The sequence below is a fragment of the Streptomyces sp. NBC_01351 genome (assembly GCF_036237315.1).
Lineage (GTDB): Bacteria > Actinomycetota > Actinomycetes > Streptomycetales > Streptomycetaceae > Streptomyces.
Genome location: NZ_CP108356.1, coordinates 3,610,981 through 3,627,364, shown reverse-complemented (window position 1 = coordinate 3,627,364; position 16,384 = coordinate 3,610,981). Strand labels below are relative to the sequence as shown.

Here is a 16,384-nt window from a genome sequence, read left to right as displayed (position 1 = left end):
AGACCATGGCTGGTGTGAGCTACCCGTACCCGTATGAAGCCCCAGTTTCGCAGACGCTCTTCGAGCGCGCCTCCCTCGTGACCCCCGGCGGCGTGAACTCTCCCGTGCGCGCCTTCCGCGCCGTGGGCGGTACGCCCCGGTTCATGGTGTCCGGGACCGGTCCGTACCTCACCGACGCCGACGGTCGTGAGTACGTCGACCTCGTGTGCTCGTGGGGACCGATGATCCTCGGCCACTCCCACCCCGCGGTGATCGAGGCCGTCCAGGCCGCCGTCGCCCGCGGGACCTCCTTCGGCACGCCCGGCGAGGGCGAGGTCGCGCTCGCCGAGGAGATCGTCGCGCGGATCGAGCCCGTCGAGCAGGTGCGGCTCGTCTCCTCCGGGACGGAGGCCACGATGTCGGCGATCCGCCTGGCGCGCGGCTTCACCGGCCGGGCGAAGATCGTGAAGTTCGCGGGTTGCTACCACGGCCACGTGGACGCGCTGCTGGCCGCCGCCGGTTCCGGGCTCGCGACCTTCGCGCTGCCGGACACCCCCGGCGTGACGGGTGCGCAGGCCGGCGACACGATCGTGCTGCCGTACAACGACCTCGAAGCGGTCCGTGCGGCCTTCGCCGCGCACCCCGGCGAGATCGCCTGCGTGATCACCGAGGCCGCGCCCGGCAACATGGGCGTGGTGACCCCGGCCGAGGGCTTCAACCAGGGGCTCGCCGACCTCTGCCGCGAGAACGGCGCCCTGTACATCTCCGACGAGGTCATGACCGGTTTCCGTACCTCCCGCGCCGGCTGGTACGGCGTCGACGGGGTCAAGCCGGACCTGATGACCTTCGGCAAGGTCATGGGCGGCGGCTTCCCCGCCGCGGCCTTCGGCGGTCGCGCGGACGTGATGGGCCACCTCGCCCCGGCCGGGCCCGTCTACCAGGCCGGCACGCTCTCCGGGAACCCGATCGCCACCGCCGCCGGCCTCGCGCAGCTGCGGCTGCTGGACGCGGCCGCGTACGAGAAGGTCGACGCGGTCTCGAAGGAGATCCAGGGCCTCGTCACGGCGGCACTGAGCAAGGAGGGCGTGGCGCACCGGCTGCAGACCGCGTCCAACATGTTCTCCGTCTTCTTCACCGAGGACGAGGTCAGGAACTACGACGACGCGAAGAAGCAGGAGTCCTTCCGCTTCAACGGCTTCTTCCACTCGATGCTGGCGCAGGGCGTCTACCTCCCGCCGTCCGCCTTCGAGTCCTGGTTCGTGTCCACCGCCCACGACGAGCGGGCCGTCGAGCGGATCGCCGCGGCCCTGCCCGCCGCCGCCCGAGCGGCCGCGGAGGCCACCGCATGAGCGACGACGACCGCCCCGACCTCACCGTCGTGCACCTGGTGCGCCACGGTGAGGTGCACAACCCGGACGGGGTCCTGTACGGGCGCCGCGAGGGCTACCACCTCTCCGAGTTGGGCCGGCAGATGGCGGACCGGGTCGCCGAGCACTTGAAGGGACGGGACATCACCTACGTGGTGTCCTCCCCGCTGGAGCGTGCGCAGGAGACGGCGGAGCCGATCGCCAAGACCCACGGCCTGGCCCTGGCGACGGACGGGCGGCTGCTGGAGGCGGAGAACGTCTTCGAGGGCAAGACCTTCGGCGTCGGTGACGGCGCGCTGCGCAAGCCGGGCAACTGGAAGCACCTGACGAACCCGTTCAAGCCCTCCTGGGGCGAGCCGTACGTCGACCAGGTGGTCCGGATGATGAGCGCGCTGGAGGCCGCGCGCGACGCGGCCCGCGGCCACGAGGCGGTGGCGGTCAGCCACCAGCTGCCGATCTGGATCGTGCGCAGCTTCGCGGAGAAGCGCCGGCTGTGGCACGACCCGCGCCGCCGCCAGTGCACGCTCGCCTCGCTGACGTCGTTCACGTACCAGGGCGACAAGCTGGTGTCGGTGGGCTACAGCGAGCCGGCCCGCGACCTGGTCCCGGCGCACCTGCTGGCCGGAGCCAAGCCGGTGAAGGGTGCGTCGAAGGCGTTCGGCGCCTGATCGAGGCCTGATCGGCGCCTGATCGACGGACTGTTACGGGCCGTTACAAGCCAGTCCAACTAAATACAAGATGCGCGGGAATCACCGTGTCAGCACACATAACCGATCAACTTGTCCGTTTATATGGACTTTGGGTCGGAATGTGTGAACGACAGTGGGGACGGTGACATGCGCGACTTCAGTCGAAGGGGAGTGCTCGGTCTCGGACTTGGGGCGGCCGCCGCGGTGGGTATCGCGGGGTGCGGCTCACCCGGCAAGCCCGAGCCCGGCACCCCCGGCCCGATCAAGAACCCCAAATCCCAAGGGACGCCCACGCCCAAGGCCATCGGTGACGGCTCCACCGCCGACACCGGCCCGCAGCCCAACCAGCCGGACAAGCCCGTGCCCCTCCAGCCGGGCGAGACGCCGCCGCAGTTCGTCGTCTTCAGCTGGGACGGCGCGGGGGAGATCGGCAACGGACTCTTCCCGCGCTTCCTCAAGCTCGCCAAGGACCACGGCGCGGGCATGACCTTCTTCCTCTCCGGCATCTACCTGCTGCCCGAGTCGAAGAAGAGCCTCTACCAGCCGCCGAACAACCCCGTCGGGGCCTCGGACATCGGCTACCTCAAGGACGAGAACGTCCGCTCCACCATCAAGTACGTCCGCGAGGCGTGGCTCGACGGGCACGAGATAGGCACCCACTTCAACGGCCACTTCTGCGGCGGCTCCGGCTCCGTCGGCAAGTGGAGCCCGGCCGACTGGCAGAGCGAGATCGACCAGGCCGTGTCCTTCGTCACCAACTGGCGCACGAACACCGGCTTCACCGACCTCCCGCCCCTGCCCTTCGACTACCGCAAGGAACTGGTCGGCGCCCGCACCCCCTGCCTCCTCGGCCGGGACAACCTCCTGCCCACCGCCCGGAAGCTCGGCTGGCGCTACGACTCCAGCTCGCCCGGCGGCCTCCAGCAGTGGCCGGTCAAGCGGGAGGGTCTCTGGGACCTGCCGCTGCAGTCCCTGCCCTTCCCCGGGCACTCCTTCGAGGTGCTGTCGATGGACTACAACATCCTCGCCAACCAGTCGAAGAACACCACGAAGGGCGTCCCCGCCAACTACCCGGCCTGGCGCACCCAGGCCACCGGCACCTACCTCGGCGGCTTCAAGCGGGCCTACGAGACCAACCGTGCGCCGCTCTTCATCGGCAACCACTTCGAGGAGTGGAACGGCGGCATCTACATGGACGCCGTCGAGGAAGCTCTCAAGGGCATGGCGGACAAAAGGGATGTACGGCTCGTATCGTTCCGTCAGTTCGCCGACTGGCTCGACGTCCAGGACCCCAAGGTGCTCGCCAAACTCCGCGGCCTCGGCCCCGGCCAGGCGCCCGCCGGCGGCTGGGGTGCGTACCTGACGGCCGCCTGACCCGGCCTGACCAGCACATTGCCATCCCTCCGGGGGGTGCGGCAGATCCGGGAATTGCTCATGCGAAACTTTTCACATGAGCCTTAGCCGCGCCCCCCGTCGCCGCTCGATCAGCGGCCGCGCACTTCTGCTGACCGCGGTGACCCTCGCGGGCGCCCTCACGCTCACGGCGTGCACCGGCGACGGGAGCAAGCCGAACGGCAGCTCCGGCGGCAACTACGTCACGGGCACGAGCGGCATCTCCACCGTCGCCAAGGGCGAGCGCACCGACGCCCCCAAGCTCGACGGCGAGACCCTCGACGGCGAGACCCTCGACACCACCACCCTCAAGGGCAAGGTCGTCGTCCTCAACGTGTGGGGCTCCTGGTGCCCGCCGTGCCGCGCCGAGGCCCCGTACTTCGCGAAGGTGTCCAAGGAGCTCGCCGACGCCGGGCAGGACGTGGCCTTCGTCGGCATCAACACCCGCGACGAGGGCAAGCAGAACGCGATCGCCTTCGAGGAGACCTTCGGGATCACCTACCCGAGCCTCTTCGACCCCGCCGGCAAGCTGATGCTCCGCTTCCCCGACGGCACCCTCAACGCGAACGCCATCCCCTCCACGATCGTCCTCGACAAGGAGGGCAAGATCGCCGCCCGCACCCTGGTCATGGTCGACGACGTGAAGCTGCGCTCGATGATCGACCCGCTCCTCGCGGAGAAGTGAGCGGTCCGGCGTGAACACGACGGTCCTCAACGGCGCCCTGCTGCTCGCCCTGCCCATCTCGGTCCTCGCCGGGCTGGTCTCCTTCTTCTCGCCCTGCGTGCTCCCGCTCGTCCCCGGTTACCTCTCCTACGTGACCGGCGTGAGCGGCGCCGACCTCGCCGAGGCCCGGCGCGGCCGGATGCTGGCGGGCGCGAGCCTGTTCATCGCGGGCTTCACCGCCGTCTTCGTCTCCACCGGAGCCCTCTTCGGCTACTTCGGCTCCAGCCTCCGGGAAAACGTGGAGATCATCTCGCGGGTCCTGGGTGGGCTGGTGATCGTCATGGGCCTCTTCTTCATGGGCGCGATCCCGGGTCTGACGATGCGGGAGTTCCGCTTCCACAAGAAGCCCACCGCAGGGCTCCTCGGCGCGCCGCTGCTCGGCGTGCTCTTCGGCATCGGCTGGACCCCCTGTATGGGCCCGACCCTCGCCGCCGTCACCACCCTCTCCCTCGACCAGGCGAGCGCGGGCCGGGGGGCGCTGCTGACCGTCGCCTACTGCCTCGGCCTCGGCCTGCCGTTCATCCTCGCCGCGCTCGCCTTCCGCAAGGCGCTCGGCGCATTCGGCTGGGTGAAGAAGCACTATGCGTGGGTGATGCGCATCGGTGGCGGCATGCTGGTCCTGACCGGTCTGCTGCTCGTCACAGGTTTGTGGGACAGCATCGTCAGCGACATGCAGAGCTGGACCCAAGGCTTCACGGTGGGGATCTGAGGACTACACGCACATGAGTACGACAGACAACGCGTCCACCGAGGCGCCGCAGGAGCCGACCGAGTCCGCCGCGGCGGACGCAGGCGAGGTCGCGGCCGGCTCCCAGCTCTCCACCGCCCCCGTCGAGGACGGCGCCGGCCCCGTCGGCATCGGCGTGATCGGCTGGGCCCGCTGGACCTGGCGGCAGCTCACCTCCATGCGGGTGGCGCTGATCCTGCTCTTCCTGCTGTCCCTGGGCGCGATCCCCGGCTCGCTCATCCCGCAGAACTCCGTCGACCTGATGAAGGTCGCCCAGTGGAAGAAGACCCACGAGTTCTGGGTGCCCGTCGCCGAGAAGCTCCAGCTCTTCGACGTCTACACGTCGTTCTGGTTCTCCGCGATCTACATCCTGCTCTTCGTCTCGCTCATCGGCTGCATCCTGCCCCGCAGCTGGCAGTTCGTCGGCCAGCTCCGCGGCCGCCCGCCGGCCGCCCCCCGCCGCCTCGACCGGCTCCCCGCGCACACCACCTGGCGCACCGAGAAGTCCCCCGAGGAGGTCCTCGCGTACGCGAAGACGCTGCTCGGCGGGCGCCGCTTCCGCACGGAGGCAGGCCAGGGCCACGTCGCGGCGGAGAAGGGCTACCTCCGCGAGGCCGGGAACCTGATCTTCCACATCGCGCTCATCGTGATGCTGGTGGCCTTCGCCTGGGGCAAGCTCTTCATGTCCGAGGGCGGCAAGCTCGTCCTGCGCGGCGGCGGCTTCTCGAACACGCTCACCCAGTACGACGACTTCAAGTCGGGCAGCATGTTCGTCGCCGACGACCTGCCGCGCTTCAGCTTCACCCTCGACAAGTTCGACGCCACCTTCGAGGAGAGCGGCCCGCAGAAGGGCACCCCGCGCGACTTCAGGGCGTACGTCACCTACAGCGAAGGCGCCCACGGTCAGCCGAAGAAGACCGAGATCGAGGTCAACAAGCCCCTCGCCATCGACGGCTCCAAGGTCTACCTGCTGGGCCACGGCTACGCGCCGATCATCTCGGTGACCGACCCGACCGGCAAGGTGATCTACCGCAACGCGGTGCCGATGCTGCCGCAGGACGCCAACCTCACCTCGGCCGGCGCCATCAAGGTCACCGACGGCTACAAGAACAAGAACGGCGAGACGGAGCAGCTCGGCTTCTCCGCCCAGTTCGTGCCGACCTTCGCGGGCAAGGGCAAGGGGACGATGCTCTCCCAGTTCCCGGCCGCGAACTTCCCGGTGCTGGCCCTGAACGCCTACCACGGCAGCCTCGGCGTGGACTCGGGCCTGCCGCAGAACGTGTACCAGCTGGACACGAAGAAGATGAAGCAGTTCATGAAGGAGGACGGCGCCCCGCTCGCCAAGATGCTGCTGCCCGGGGAGTCGATGGAGCTGCCCGACGGCGCGGGCTCCGTGAAGTTCGAGTCCATCGAGCGCTGGGCCACCTTCTCCGTCACCCACCAGCCCGGCAGCGGCCTCGCCCTCGCGGGTGCGATCGGTGCCATCGGGGGCCTGGCCGGATCGCTGTTCATCCAGCGCCGCCGGATCTGGGTCCGCGCGGTGGCCGGCGCGGACGGCGTGACCGTCGTCGAGATGGCGGGCCTCGGCCGCAGCGAGTCCGCCAAACTCCCGCAGGAGCTGGCGGACCTCGCCGCCACGCTGCACCAGCAGGCGCCCAGCGCGCCTCATCCTGTTGAAGAAACCCCTGAAGGAGAGCGCGGATGACGCCGCTCGCAGCCGCAGCCAACGAGAACCTGGCTCAGATCAGCAACTACCTGATCTATTCGTCGATGGCGGTCTACACCCTCGCCTTCTTCGCCCACATCGCCGAGTGGACCTTCGGCAGCCGCAGCAAGGTGGCCCGCACGGCCGCCGCGCTGACCGGCGCCAAGGACTCCGCGAAGGCCCCCGCCGTGCAGGTACGGGGCAAGAAGGGGGCCACCGCGGTCCTGGACCGGCCGAAGGTCACCACCCGCTCCGCCGCCGGTACGCGCGACGTGCCCGACGGCCCCGGCGCGGCCGGCGGCACGGTGCAGGGCGACCTGTACGGGCGGATCGCGGTCTCGCTGACCGCGCTCGCCTTCCTCGTCGAGGCGGGCGGCGTCGTCTCCCGCGCGCTGTCGGTGCAGCGGGCCCCCTGGGGCAACATGTACGAGTTCTCGATCACCTTCTCCACGGTGGCCGTCGGCGCGTACCTGGTGCTGCTCGCCCTGAAGAAGAACGTCCGCTGGCTCGGCCTGATCCTGGTCACCACGGTCCTCCTGGACCTCGGCATCGCGGTCACCTGGCTCTACACCGACAGCGACCAGCTCGTCCCGGCCCTGCACTCGTACTGGCTGTGGATCCACGTCTCCACCGCGATCTTCTGCGGCGCCGTCTTCTACCTCGGTGCGGCCGGCACGGTCCTCTACCTCTTCCGCGACTCCTACGAGAGCAAGCTCGCGGGCGGCGGCAAGCCGGGCGGGTTCGCCTCGTCGGTCATGGAGCGGCTGCCCTCGGCGGCCTCGCTCGACAAGTTCGCGTACCGCGTCAACGCGGCCGTCTTCCCGCTGTGGACCTTCACGATCATCGCGGGCGCCATCTGGGCCGGCGACGCCTGGGGCCGCTACTGGGGCTGGGACCCCAAGGAGGTCTGGTCCTTCGTGACCTGGGTCGCGTACGCCTGCTACCTGCACGCGCGGGCCACCGCCGGCTGGAAGGGTCGCAAGGCCGCCTACCTGGGCCTCTTCGCCTTCGCCTGCTGGATCTGGAACTACTACGGCGTGAACATGGTCCTCAACGGCCTGCACTCCTACGCGGGCGTCTGACAGCGGGGAGTGCGACGCTGGTGGTATGTCTCTCGTGAGCCATGCCACCAGCGAGCGCCGCGGCGAGAACCGCTGGCTGCTCCGCTTCGAGCTGCACCTTCCGTACTCCTACGAGGTGCTCTGGCCCGCCGTGACCACGGCGCAGGGGCTGCGCGGCTGGCTGGCCGCGGCCGACGTACTGGAACGCCGGCTCGGCGGGGCCGTGATGCTGCGCTGGCCGAACACCGGGACGGTGGCGACGGGCCGCATCACCGCCTGGGACGTCGAGCGCGTCGTGGAGTACACGGTCACCGAGCACGGGCGGATCCGCTTCCACCTGGAGGCGGTCGGCACGGACTCCACGGTGATCCGCTTCGTCAACGAACGCGGCGGTCCCGAGGACGAACGCCTGGACTGCCTGGCCGGCTGGCACGAGCACTTCGAGCTGCTGGACGCTGCGCTCGCCGGACACCCGGCGAACTGGGCCACCTGGTCCGACACCCGCTGGTCGGAGCTGCGCGAGGCCTACGCGTCCTTCTCGCGGGCGTAGCGAATCAAGCCTCGCCAGGGGGCCCCTCCCAGCGGTAGCTGGGGGAGTTTGAGGCGTGGGGGTCCCCCCGGACGGAGTCTGGGGGAGGGTCCGGGGCGGAGCCCCGGCAGTACGGCCACACGGCCCTACCCCGGCTCACCACACCGGCCGCAGGGCGGGCAGCGGGCCGTCCCCGTGGAGCGCCCGCACAAGGCGGCCGAGTTCGCCCCGCAGCGCGCCGAGGTCGACGGTGCCGCCCAGCTCGGCCTCCAGTTCGTGCAGGATCCGCCCCGCGACGGCCAGGTGGTCGGTGGCCGCGGCGGTCAGCACCACCAGCTTGCGCCGGCCCCCCTCGGGGTGCGGCTCGCGGCGGACGTAGCCGCGCTTCTCCAGGTCGTCGACGATCTGTCCGGCCGCCTGTTTGGTCACCCCGAGCCGCTCGGCGAGCTCGCCGGCGGTGGCGCCGGGCCCCTTGAGGGCCTGGAAGGCCATGCCGTGCAGGGGGCGCAGGTCGGTGTAGCCGGCCTCGGCCACCCGCCGGGTGAACTCGCCCAGCAGCAGCTGGAAGCCGAGCCCGAGCAGGAAGGTCAGCTCGATGCCCTCGTCGTTTCGGTGATCGGTCACGGAAACATGGTGACACGGGCAAGACAAGCTGCTTTACTCATGCGAGTAAAGCTACTTGACTCACTCGGAACGAGGGCTTCTCTTGCACGTGATCGCCGCTTCCCCCGACAACGTCACCGCCACCCCGAACGCCACCATGACCGGCCTCGCCGCCCCCAGCCGCGGGAGCGCCGAGCTCAGCACCTGGCGCGTCGACATGGCCGCCGGAATCACCGGCCCCGAACACTCCGTCAACCGCGAACAGGTCTGGACGCTCACCGCCGGCTCCCTGGAAGTCATCTGGGACGGCGGCGCCCGCACCGAGAAGGCCACCGAGGGTCAGACCGTGGTCCTGCCGCCCGACGTCATGCGCCGGATCCGCTCCACCGAGGCCTTCCAGGCGTACGTGGCCATGCGCGCGGACGGCGTGGTCTCCGTCCCCGGCGAGGAGGGCACCCGCGCCCTGCCCTGGGCTCAGTGAGCCTGCGCGGGCATCGTCAGCTGTCCTTGTCCTCGCCCTGCTCACGCCGCTTGAGCTCCTCCTCGCGGCGGCGCAGGTCCGCCTCCCAGTCCTTGAGGACGGTCTCGTCCTTCTGGTTCTCCTCGCGGAGGGACTGGAGGAACTCCGGGTTGTCGTCGGGGGCGACCCACTCGTGGCGGTGGTTGCGGTGCCACTCGGACGGCGTGCGGCCGTTGGCCGGGGCGCGGCGCATCTTGCCCGCGGCGAACCAGACGATCGGACCGACGATCCAGAAGAGCAGGATGATGATGACCCAGACGACCTTGGGGAGGTGTTTGGCCTCGTCCTCGGGGGTGTTGAGGCAGTCGATGAACGCGTAGATCGTCAGCGCCAGCGGCAGGATGAACATCAGCGCCCTGATCATGCGGAACAGCCCCCTGGAAACAATGGCGGGGTTCGATTCGACGGCCCCGGTGACAGTCCCAGCGTAGCCGGTGACCGATACTGGCCCCTATGGCTTACGACGATCTCCGCTCGCTGCTCCGGGCTCTGGAGCGAGAAGGCGACCTCAAGCGCATCAAGGCCGAAGTCGACCCGTATCTCGAGATCGGGGAGATCGTCGACAGAGTGAACAAGGCGGGGGGCCCGGCGCTCCTCTTCGAGAACGTCAAGGGCTCGGCGATGCCGCTGGCCATGAACGTCTTCGGTACCGACCGCCGCCTGCTCAAGGCCCTCGGACTGAAGTCGTACGGCGAGATCAGCGAGAAGATCGGCGGCCTGCTCAAGCCCGAGCTGCCGCAGGGCTTCATCGGGGTCCGCGAGGCCTTCGGCAAGCTCGGCTCGATGGTGCACGTGCCGCCGAAGAAGGTGAAGGGCGACTCCGCGCCCGTCCAGGAGGTCGTCCTCACCGGCGACGACGTGGACCTCGACCGGCTGCCGGCGCTCTTCACCTGGCCCAAGGACGGCGGCGACTTCTTCAACCTGGGCCTCACCCACACCAAGCACCCCGAGACGGGCGTCCGCAACCTCGGCCTGTACCGCCTCCAGCGCCACGACAAGCGCACCATCGGCATGCACTGGCAGATCCACAAGGACAGCCGCAACCACTACGCCGTCGCCGCGGCGAAGGGCGAGCGGCTGCCGGTCGCCATCGCCTTCGGCTGCCCGCCCGCGGTGACGTACGCGTCCACGGCCCCGCTGCCCGGTGACATCGACGAGTACCTCTTCGCCGGCTTCGTCTCGGGCAAGCGGATCGAGATGGTCGACTGCAAGACGGTCCCGCTCCAGGTCCCGGCCAACGCCGAGGTCGTCATCGAGGGCTGGCTGGAGCCGGGGGAGATGCTCCCGGAGGGCCCCTTCGGCGACCACACCGGCTTCTACACCCCGCAGGAGCCGTTCCCGGCGCTGAAGATCGACTGCGTGACGATGCGCAAGCGTCCGCTGATCCAGTCGATCGTCGTCGGCCGGCCGCCGACCGAGGACGGCCCGCTGGGCCGCGCCACCGAGCGGTTCTTCCTCCCGCTCCTCAAGATCATCGTGCCGGACATCGTGGACTACCACCTCCCGGAGTCGGGCGGCTTCCACAACTGCGCGATCGTCTCGATCGACAAGAAGTACCCGAAGCACGCGCAGAAGGTCATGCACGCCATCTGGGGCGCGCACATGATGTCGCTGACCAAGCTGATCATCGTGGTGGACAAGGACTGCGACGTCCACGACCTGCACGAGGTGTCCTGGCGGGCACTCGGCAACACGGACTACTCCCGCGACCTCACGGTCGTCGAGGGCCCGGTGGACCACCTCGACCACGCCTCGTACCAGCAGTTCTGGGGAGGCAAGGCGGGCATCGACGCCACGAAGAAGCTCCCCGAGGAGGGCTACACCCGCGACGGCGGCTGGCCCGACATGGTCGAATCCGACCCGGCGACCGCCGCCCTCGTGGACCGCCGCTGGAAGGAGTACGGGCTGTGAGCCCGATCGCCGTGGGCGGCCCGGCCCTCTACATCGGCAGCGACACGACGTACGTGGCCCTGCTGCGCCCGCAGCTCGACCCGGCGGACCCGGGCGTCCGCATGGCCGCCGAGCAGGCGGGCGTGACGCCCGAGGAGTTCGCGGGCCCCGGGAACGTCTGGGCGCTCATGTGGGAAGACGAGAGCGGCGCGGGCGGCGGCTTCGAGCTGCCCGGCCTGCGCGACACCGAGGCGGAGGACTTCGCCGAGCGGCTGCGCCTCGCGCTGGGCACCGGCGAGGAGTTCACGGTCGAGGCCGGCCCCGTGCTGCGCCTGGACGCCCGCCCGGCCGACGCCGACGGCTACACCTTCACGGCCCACGTCACCCCGCCCGAGGGCGAGGACGAGGAGCCGGCGACGCTGGAGCTGGAACCGACCACCACGGCCACGCTCCTGGCCGACATCGCAGACTTCCTCCGGAGCCTGGCGTGACGACGCCGGAACTCCGGCTCGGCTACGGCCGTGCGGAGCTGGTGCTCGCGCCGCTCCCCGGACGGCCGGACAGCTGGCGGCTCACCGCCTCCTGGTACGGCAAGCTGTCGGCCGACTTCGAGGCCGAGTACATAGAGACCGCCGAGGTCATCGAGTTCACGGACCGTCTGATCGCAGGCATGGACGAGGGCGAGCCCTTCACGGCCCGGCTTACCTCGGGCCGCAACAACCCCCTGCACGTGTATGCCGTCCCCGTCGAGGACGCGTTCGGCTTCCAGGCCCAGCTCACGCCGGACGGGGACGATCCCGAGGCCGAGCTGACCCTTGAGCTCGACCACGTCTCGACGGCCGAGCTGCGTACCGACTTCGAGGAGTTCCGGAGGAGCCTCGCATCATGACCACCGCCGATGAGGTCGTAGGACCGGGTCCCGCGCCCGAGGCCACCAACAAGGTCAAGGCCTTCCTGCGGCTCGTGATGATCGAGCACTCGGTCTTCGCGCTGCCCTTCGCCTACATCGCCGCGCTCACCGCCATGTTCCAGCTCGACCGGAACGTGCACTGGGGCAAGCTGCTGCTCGTCACCGTCTGCATGGTGGGCCTGCGGACCTTCGCGATGGCCGCCAACCGGATCATCGACCGCGAGATCGACTCCCGGAACCCCCGCACCGCCGGCCGCGAGCTGGTCACCGGGGCGGTGTCCGTGCGTTCCGCGTGGACCGGGGCGGGGGTCGCGCTCGTCGTGTTCCTCGGCTCCGCGGCGCTGCTGAACCCGCTCTGCCTGGCGCTGGCACCCGTGGCCGTCGTCCCGATGGTCGTGTACCCGTACGGCAAGCGGTTCACGAACTTCCCGCACGCCATCCTCGGTATCGCCCAGGCCATAGGGCCCGTCGGTGCCTGGCTCGCGATCACCGGCGAGTGGTCCTGGGAAGCGGTCATCCTCGGTCTCGCCGTGGGCGTGTGGATCGGCGGCTTCGACCTGATCTTCGCGAGCCAGGACGTGGCCGCCGACCGCGCCGAGGGCGTCAAGTCCGTCCCGGCCCGCTTCGGCGTCGCGGCCGCCCTGTGGGGGGCCCGGGGGGCGCACGTCGTGACCACGGGCCTGCTGGCCTGGTACGCCCTCGCCACGGACGCGGGGATGTTCTTCTGGGCGGGCCTGCTGATCGTCGTCTGTGCCTTCTTCTACGAGCACAGCATCGTGACGCCGTACGACCTGTCCCGCCTGAACCGGGCCTTCTTCACGGTCAACGGCTTCATCGGGATTGCCCTGTTCGTGTGCGCCCTGCTGGACCTGGTGGTCCGGGGCCTGACCTTCTAGGGGCCTGACCTTCCAGGCGCCCGACCTTCCAGGGGCCCGGCCTTCCAGCGGCTAGCCCAGGGCGGGCCGGGCGGGGGCCGGGCGGCGGAAGCACAGGGCCGTCACCACGCCCGCCGCGAGCCCGCAGAGGTGGCCCTGCCAGCTGGTCCCGTTGTCCGTCGGCAGGACGCCGAGGAAGAAGGAGCTGCCCCAGATCGCTCCGATCACCACTCCCACCGCGATGCCGAGGGCATTGCGCTCGACGAACCCGCGGACCACGAGGTAGCCGAAGAGGCCGAAGACCAGGCCGGAGGCGCCCGCGGTCATCGTGTACGAGGGCGAGATCAGCCAGACGCCGATCCCGTCCGCCAGGATGATCAGCGCACTGACGGCGAGGAAGCGGCGTATGCCGCTGAGGGCCGCGACGAAGCCGAAGATCAGCAGCGGGACGCTGTTGGCCGCCACGTGCCCGAAGCCGAAGTGCAGGAACGGGGCGGCGAGGATGCCGCCGAGGCCGTCCGCGCTGCGCGGCGTGATCCCGTACGCGTCCAGCGCGTGGCCGGTGGCGAAATCGATCGCCTCGACCACCCACAGCAGGGCCACCCAGCCGAGCATCAGCTTGGCCGCTGCCTTCGCCCGGTCGCCCTGCGCCCAGGGCCGTCCCGTCGTCGTGCTCATGGTCGTGTCCATCTCCGCCCCCTGCCCCCCCACCCACTGCCGTCCCACCCACTGAACGTCCGGCCACCTTAACGAGTGCCCGCCCGCGGTGGCCGGATAGTCTCGGAGGTATGACTGAGCGCAAGCGCACCCCGTGGGTGGTCGGGGTTTCCGGCGCCTCCGGGACGCCGTACGCGGCGGCGGTGCTCCGCGGGCTGCTCGCCGCCGGGGAGAGCGTCGACCTGGTGGTGAGCCGGGCCTCGCGGCTCACCCTGCTGGACGAGACCGGAATCGCCTTCCGCGACGCGCACTGGCGGGAGGACCTGGGGGAGTGGCTGGAACGGGGGGCCGACGGGAAGCCCGGTACGTTCGCGCGCCCGGACATGGACGACGTCCGCTACTGGGGCGCCGGGGACCTGGCGGCCGGGCCGAGCTCGGGCTCGTACCCCGTCAAGGGGATGCTGATCGTGCCGGCGTCCACGGCCTGTGTGGCGGGGGTGGCGCTCGGGCTGTCGAAGGACCTGCTCCAGCGCGTCGCGAGCGTGACGCTCAAGGAGCGGCGCCGACTGGTGGTCGCGGTGCGGGAGACCCCGCTGAACGGGCAGACGCTGAAGCATCTGGTGACGCTGGACGAGGCGGGCGCGATCGTGCTGCCCGCCTCTCCGGCGTTCTACGCGGGTGCGACGCACATCCAGGATCTGGTGGATTTCGTCGCGGGGCGGGTGCTGGACGCGGCAGGGGTGCCGCACCGGCTGTACCGCCGTTGGGAAGGGGAGCTCGGTGGCTCGCGCCCTCGTGACTAGCGCTTCTTGCCGGTGCGCGGCTTGCGGGTCCGGTCCACGCGGTGGGCGGCGGACGGCTGGTCGGTGCGGGATCGGTTGGCCAGCTCCTGGAGCTGTCGCATGTGTGCGTAGGCCATCTCGATCGTGTACACGGTGAACCACTCCTGAAGATCGTCATTGATCTGTTGAAAGATTCGCAGGGTGTTGACCCTGCGTGCCTTAGATTCTATACCTAGACTTGCAGGATCGCCGAATAATGGAAGGCTCCATCTCAATGGACACGGTGGACAGGCAGCTCATCCAGGCACTCCGGGAGAACGGCCGTGCCTCGTACGCGGAACTGGGCCGTCTCGTGGGCCTCTCCGGCCCCAGCGTCACCGACCGCATCAACCGGCTGGAGACGGCCGGTGTGATCACCGGCTACCGCGCGACCGTGGACTCGCGTTCGCTCGGCCTCGGCGTCACGGCGCTGATCGGGCTCTCGATGTCCGACGCTGCGGACCACGAGGACGTCGCCCGCCGGCTGCGCGACCTCGCCGAGATCGAGGACTGCTGGTTCATCGCCGGCGACGACTCCTTCATGCTCAAGGTGCGCGCCAACGACGTGGACGGCCTGGAGAAGATCATCCGCAGGCTCTCCGGCACCAAGGGCGTCTCGCGCACCCGCACCACCATCGTGCTCTCCACCAAGTGGGAGAACCGGGTCGGGGAACTGCCCGAGGACGCCTGAGAGTACGGTTGACAGCGGCTTGCAGGACAGGCAGGCAAGTCGCACAGGTAGCAGGCATCTAGGGAGGCGACCGGTACATGGACGCTGGGCTCAAGCGCGAGCTGGAGGAGAAGGTTCGCTCCGGCGAGCGGCTGACCCGGGAGGACGGCATCGCCCTCTACGAGTCGGACGACCTGGCCTGGCTCGGCGGCCTCGCCCACGAGGTGCGGACGCGCAAGAACGGTGACGTCGTCCACTTCAACGTCAACCGCCACCTCAACATGACGAACGTGTGCACCGCCTCGTGCGCGTACTGCTCGTTCCAGCGCAAGCCGGGCGAGAAGGACGCGTACACGATGCGCATCGAAGAGGCCGTGCGCCTGGCCAAGGCCATGGAGAACGAGAACCTCACCGAGCTGCACATCGTCAACGGCCTGCACCCGAACCTGCCGTGGCGCTACTACCCGCGCTCGCTGTCCGAGCTGAAGAAGGCGCTGCCGAACGTCTCGCTGAAGGCCTTCACGGCGACGGAGATCCACCACTTCGAGACGATCTCGGGCATGTCGGCCTCCGACATCCTCGACGAGCTGATCGAGGCCGGCCTGGAGTCGCTCACCGGCGGCGGCGCGGAGATCTTCGACTGGGAGGTGCGTCAGCACATCGTCGACCACCGCACCCACTGGGAAGACTGGTCGCGCATCCACCGCCTGGCGCACTCGAAGGGCCTCAAGACCCCCGCGACGATGCTCTACGGGCACATCGAGGAGCCGCGCCACCGCGTGGACCACGTGCTCCGGCTGCGGGAGCTCCAGGACGAGACCGGCGGCTTCCAGGTCTTCATCCCGCTGCGCTACCAGCACGACTTCGTGGACATGAAGGACGGCAAGGTCCGCAACAAGCTCCAGGCGCGCACCACGATGGCGACGGGCGCCGAGGCCCTGAAGACCTTCGCGGTCTCCCGGCTGCTCTTCGACAACGTCCCGCACGTCAAGGTCTTCTGGGTGATGCACGGCGTGCAGACCGCCCAGCTCGCGCTCCAGCACGGCGCGGACGACATGGACGGCTCGGTCGTCGAGTACAAGATCACGCACGACGCGGACAACTACGGCACCCCGAACAAGCTGGGCCGCGAGGACCTCCTGGAGCTGATCCGCGAGGCGGGCTTCCGCCCGGTCGAGCGCAACACGCGCTACGAGATCATCCGCGAGTACCCCGGGCCCGAGGCCGGCCTGCGCGAGACGCCGCAGGCCATGCGCGTCTGACGC

Annotated in this window: 20 protein-coding genes; 16 read left to right on the top strand and 4 right to left on the bottom strand. The window is 69.8% G+C overall.

Features of this window, described 5'->3' with window-relative positions; all coding sequences use genetic code 11:
• The first annotated feature begins 5 nt into the window (after positions 1-5).
• The 8 genes from hemL to OG625_RS16425 all read left to right on the top strand — a co-directional run bounded on the left by hemL (position 6) and on the right by OG625_RS16425 (position 8,194).
• The gene (gene hemL, locus OG625_RS16460) at positions 6-1,328 is read left to right on the top strand and encodes a glutamate-1-semialdehyde 2,1-aminomutase (protein ID WP_329381062.1); all 1,323 of its coding nucleotides are present in this window, start codon (positions 6-8) and stop codon (positions 1,326-1,328) included.
• The gene (locus OG625_RS16455; RefSeq protein ID WP_329381059.1) at positions 1,325-2,014 is read left to right on the top strand and encodes a histidine phosphatase family protein; all 690 of its coding nucleotides are present in this window, start codon (positions 1,325-1,327) and stop codon (positions 2,012-2,014) included. Before hemL ends, OG625_RS16455 begins: the two co-directional genes overlap by 4 nt.
• Positions 2,015-2,182: 168 nt before the next feature.
• On the top strand, positions 2,183-3,409 hold the full coding sequence (locus OG625_RS16450; protein ID WP_329381057.1) for a hypothetical protein: 1,227 nt from the start codon (positions 2,183-2,185) through the stop codon (positions 3,407-3,409).
• Between the two features lie 76 nt (positions 3,410-3,485).
• The gene (locus OG625_RS16445) at positions 3,486-4,112 is read left to right on the top strand and encodes a TlpA family protein disulfide reductase (RefSeq protein ID WP_329381055.1); all 627 of its coding nucleotides are present in this window, start codon (positions 3,486-3,488) and stop codon (positions 4,110-4,112) included.
• Positions 4,113-4,122: 10 nt separating this feature from the next.
• Positions 4,123-4,860 carry a cytochrome c biogenesis CcdA family protein gene (locus OG625_RS16440; RefSeq protein ID WP_329381052.1) on the top strand — a complete coding sequence of 246 codons (738 nt, stop codon included), beginning with the start codon at positions 4,123-4,125 and terminating at the stop codon, positions 4,858-4,860.
• A 13-nt stretch (positions 4,861-4,873) separates the two neighbouring features.
• Entirely contained in the window at positions 4,874-6,583 is a 1,710-nt protein-coding gene (resB, locus tag OG625_RS16435; RefSeq protein WP_329381050.1) for a cytochrome c biogenesis protein ResB, read from the top strand.
• Positions 6,580-7,665, top strand: a complete 1,086-nt coding sequence (ccsB, locus tag OG625_RS16430) for a c-type cytochrome biogenesis protein CcsB (RefSeq protein ID WP_329381048.1) — start codon at positions 6,580-6,582, stop codon at positions 7,663-7,665. Before resB ends, ccsB begins: the two co-directional genes overlap by 4 nt.
• 25 nt (positions 7,666-7,690) lie before the next feature.
• A complete protein-coding gene (locus OG625_RS16425; RefSeq protein WP_329381047.1) occupies positions 7,691-8,194 on the top strand; it encodes an SRPBCC domain-containing protein in 504 nt (167 codons plus the stop codon).
• A 135-nt stretch (positions 8,195-8,329) separates the two neighbouring features.
• On the opposite strand, the gene OG625_RS16420 is transcribed toward OG625_RS16425, so the two are convergent.
• Entirely contained in the window at positions 8,330-8,797 is a 468-nt protein-coding gene (locus OG625_RS16420; RefSeq protein ID WP_329381045.1) for a MarR family winged helix-turn-helix transcriptional regulator, read from the bottom strand.
• 88 nt (positions 8,798-8,885) lie between these two features.
• Between OG625_RS16420 and OG625_RS16415 the strand changes: the two genes are divergently transcribed.
• Complete coding sequence (locus OG625_RS16415) at positions 8,886-9,257, top strand: cupin domain-containing protein (RefSeq protein WP_329381043.1); 372 nt, start codon at positions 8,886-8,888, stop codon at positions 9,255-9,257.
• 16 nt (positions 9,258-9,273) lie between these two features.
• Here OG625_RS16415 and OG625_RS16410 read toward each other — a convergent pair whose 3' ends face one another.
• The gene (locus OG625_RS16410) at positions 9,274-9,660 is read right to left on the bottom strand and encodes a PLD nuclease N-terminal domain-containing protein (RefSeq protein ID WP_329381041.1); all 387 of its coding nucleotides are present in this window, start codon (positions 9,658-9,660) and stop codon (positions 9,274-9,276) included.
• An 89-nt stretch (positions 9,661-9,749) separates the two neighbouring features.
• On the opposite strand from OG625_RS16410, the gene OG625_RS16405 reads away from it, so the two are divergent.
• Genes OG625_RS16405 through mqnP form a run of 4 tightly spaced genes read left to right on the top strand, consistent with a single transcriptional unit; the run spans position 9,750 to position 12,992 of the window.
• Positions 9,750-11,207: a menaquinone biosynthesis decarboxylase gene (locus tag OG625_RS16405; protein ID WP_329381039.1), complete on the top strand. Its 1,458-nt coding sequence runs from the start codon at positions 9,750-9,752 to the stop codon at positions 11,205-11,207.
• Entirely contained in the window at positions 11,204-11,677 is a 474-nt protein-coding gene (locus tag OG625_RS16400; protein ID WP_329381037.1) for a hypothetical protein, read from the top strand. The genes OG625_RS16405 and OG625_RS16400 overlap by 4 nt, the downstream gene beginning before the upstream one ends.
• Positions 11,674-12,075, top strand: a complete 402-nt coding sequence (locus tag OG625_RS16395; protein WP_329381036.1) for a hypothetical protein — start codon at positions 11,674-11,676, stop codon at positions 12,073-12,075. The genes OG625_RS16400 and OG625_RS16395 overlap by 4 nt, the downstream gene beginning before the upstream one ends.
• Positions 12,072-12,992 carry a menaquinone biosynthesis prenyltransferase MqnP gene (gene mqnP, locus OG625_RS16390; protein WP_329381034.1) on the top strand — a complete coding sequence of 307 codons (921 nt, stop codon included), beginning with the start codon at positions 12,072-12,074 and terminating at the stop codon, positions 12,990-12,992. Before OG625_RS16395 ends, mqnP begins: the two co-directional genes overlap by 4 nt.
• Before the next feature lie 51 nt (positions 12,993-13,043).
• On the opposite strand, the gene OG625_RS16385 is transcribed toward mqnP, so the two are convergent.
• Positions 13,044-13,649, bottom strand: coding sequence for a rhomboid family intramembrane serine protease (locus OG625_RS16385; protein ID WP_329381032.1), 606 nt, complete (start codon positions 13,647-13,649; stop codon positions 13,044-13,046).
• A 110-nt stretch (positions 13,650-13,759) separates the two neighbouring features.
• Here OG625_RS16385 and OG625_RS16380 point away from each other — a divergent pair, with 110 nt between their 5' ends.
• On the top strand, positions 13,760-14,431 hold the full coding sequence (locus tag OG625_RS16380) for a UbiX family flavin prenyltransferase (protein ID WP_329381030.1): 672 nt from the start codon (positions 13,760-13,762) through the stop codon (positions 14,429-14,431).
• Here OG625_RS16380 and OG625_RS16375 read toward each other — a convergent pair.
• Positions 14,428-14,562: a hypothetical protein gene (locus OG625_RS16375; RefSeq protein WP_329381028.1), complete on the bottom strand. Its 135-nt coding sequence runs from the start codon at positions 14,560-14,562 to the stop codon at positions 14,428-14,430. The two genes, OG625_RS16380 and OG625_RS16375, sit on opposite strands and share 4 nt — an antisense overlap.
• 122 nt (positions 14,563-14,684) lie before the next feature.
• On the opposite strand from OG625_RS16375, the gene OG625_RS16370 reads away from it, so the two are divergent.
• The gene (locus OG625_RS16370; protein ID WP_329381026.1) at positions 14,685-15,140 is read left to right on the top strand and encodes an Lrp/AsnC family transcriptional regulator; all 456 of its coding nucleotides are present in this window, start codon (positions 14,685-14,687) and stop codon (positions 15,138-15,140) included.
• 77 nt (positions 15,141-15,217) lie between these two features.
• A complete protein-coding gene (gene mqnE / locus OG625_RS16365; RefSeq protein WP_329381024.1) occupies positions 15,218-16,381 on the top strand; it encodes an aminofutalosine synthase MqnE in 1,164 nt (387 codons plus the stop codon).
• Positions 16,382-16,384 lie beyond the last annotated feature (3 nt).

Coding starts and splice junctions, on each gene's coding strand:
- hemL (WP_329381062.1), top strand. CDS start 6: ATGGCTGGTGTGAGCTACCCGTACCCGTATGAAGCCCCAGTTTCGCAG.
- OG625_RS16455 (WP_329381059.1), top strand. CDS start 1,325: ATGAGCGACGACGACCGCCCCGACCTCACCGTCGTGCACCTGGTGCGC.
- OG625_RS16450 (WP_329381057.1), top strand. CDS start 2,183: ATGCGCGACTTCAGTCGAAGGGGAGTGCTCGGTCTCGGACTTGGGGCG.
- OG625_RS16445 (WP_329381055.1), top strand. CDS start 3,486: ATGAGCCTTAGCCGCGCCCCCCGTCGCCGCTCGATCAGCGGCCGCGCA.
- resB (WP_329381050.1), top strand. CDS start 4,874: ATGAGTACGACAGACAACGCGTCCACCGAGGCGCCGCAGGAGCCGACC.
- ccsB (WP_329381048.1), top strand. CDS start 6,580: ATGACGCCGCTCGCAGCCGCAGCCAACGAGAACCTGGCTCAGATCAGC.
- OG625_RS16425 (WP_329381047.1), top strand. CDS start 7,691: ATGTCTCTCGTGAGCCATGCCACCAGCGAGCGCCGCGGCGAGAACCGC.
- OG625_RS16410 (WP_329381041.1), bottom strand. CDS start 9,660: ATGATCAGGGCGCTGATGTTCATCCTGCCGCTGGCGCTGACGATCTAC.
- OG625_RS16405 (WP_329381039.1), top strand. CDS start 9,750: ATGGCTTACGACGATCTCCGCTCGCTGCTCCGGGCTCTGGAGCGAGAA.
- mqnP (WP_329381034.1), top strand. CDS start 12,072: ATGACCACCGCCGATGAGGTCGTAGGACCGGGTCCCGCGCCCGAGGCC.
- OG625_RS16385 (WP_329381032.1), bottom strand. CDS start 13,649: ATGAGCACGACGACGGGACGGCCCTGGGCGCAGGGCGACCGGGCGAAG.
- OG625_RS16380 (WP_329381030.1), top strand. CDS start 13,760: ATGACTGAGCGCAAGCGCACCCCGTGGGTGGTCGGGGTTTCCGGCGCC.
- OG625_RS16370 (WP_329381026.1), top strand. CDS start 14,685: ATGGACACGGTGGACAGGCAGCTCATCCAGGCACTCCGGGAGAACGGC.
- mqnE (WP_329381024.1), top strand. CDS start 15,218: ATGGACGCTGGGCTCAAGCGCGAGCTGGAGGAGAAGGTTCGCTCCGGC.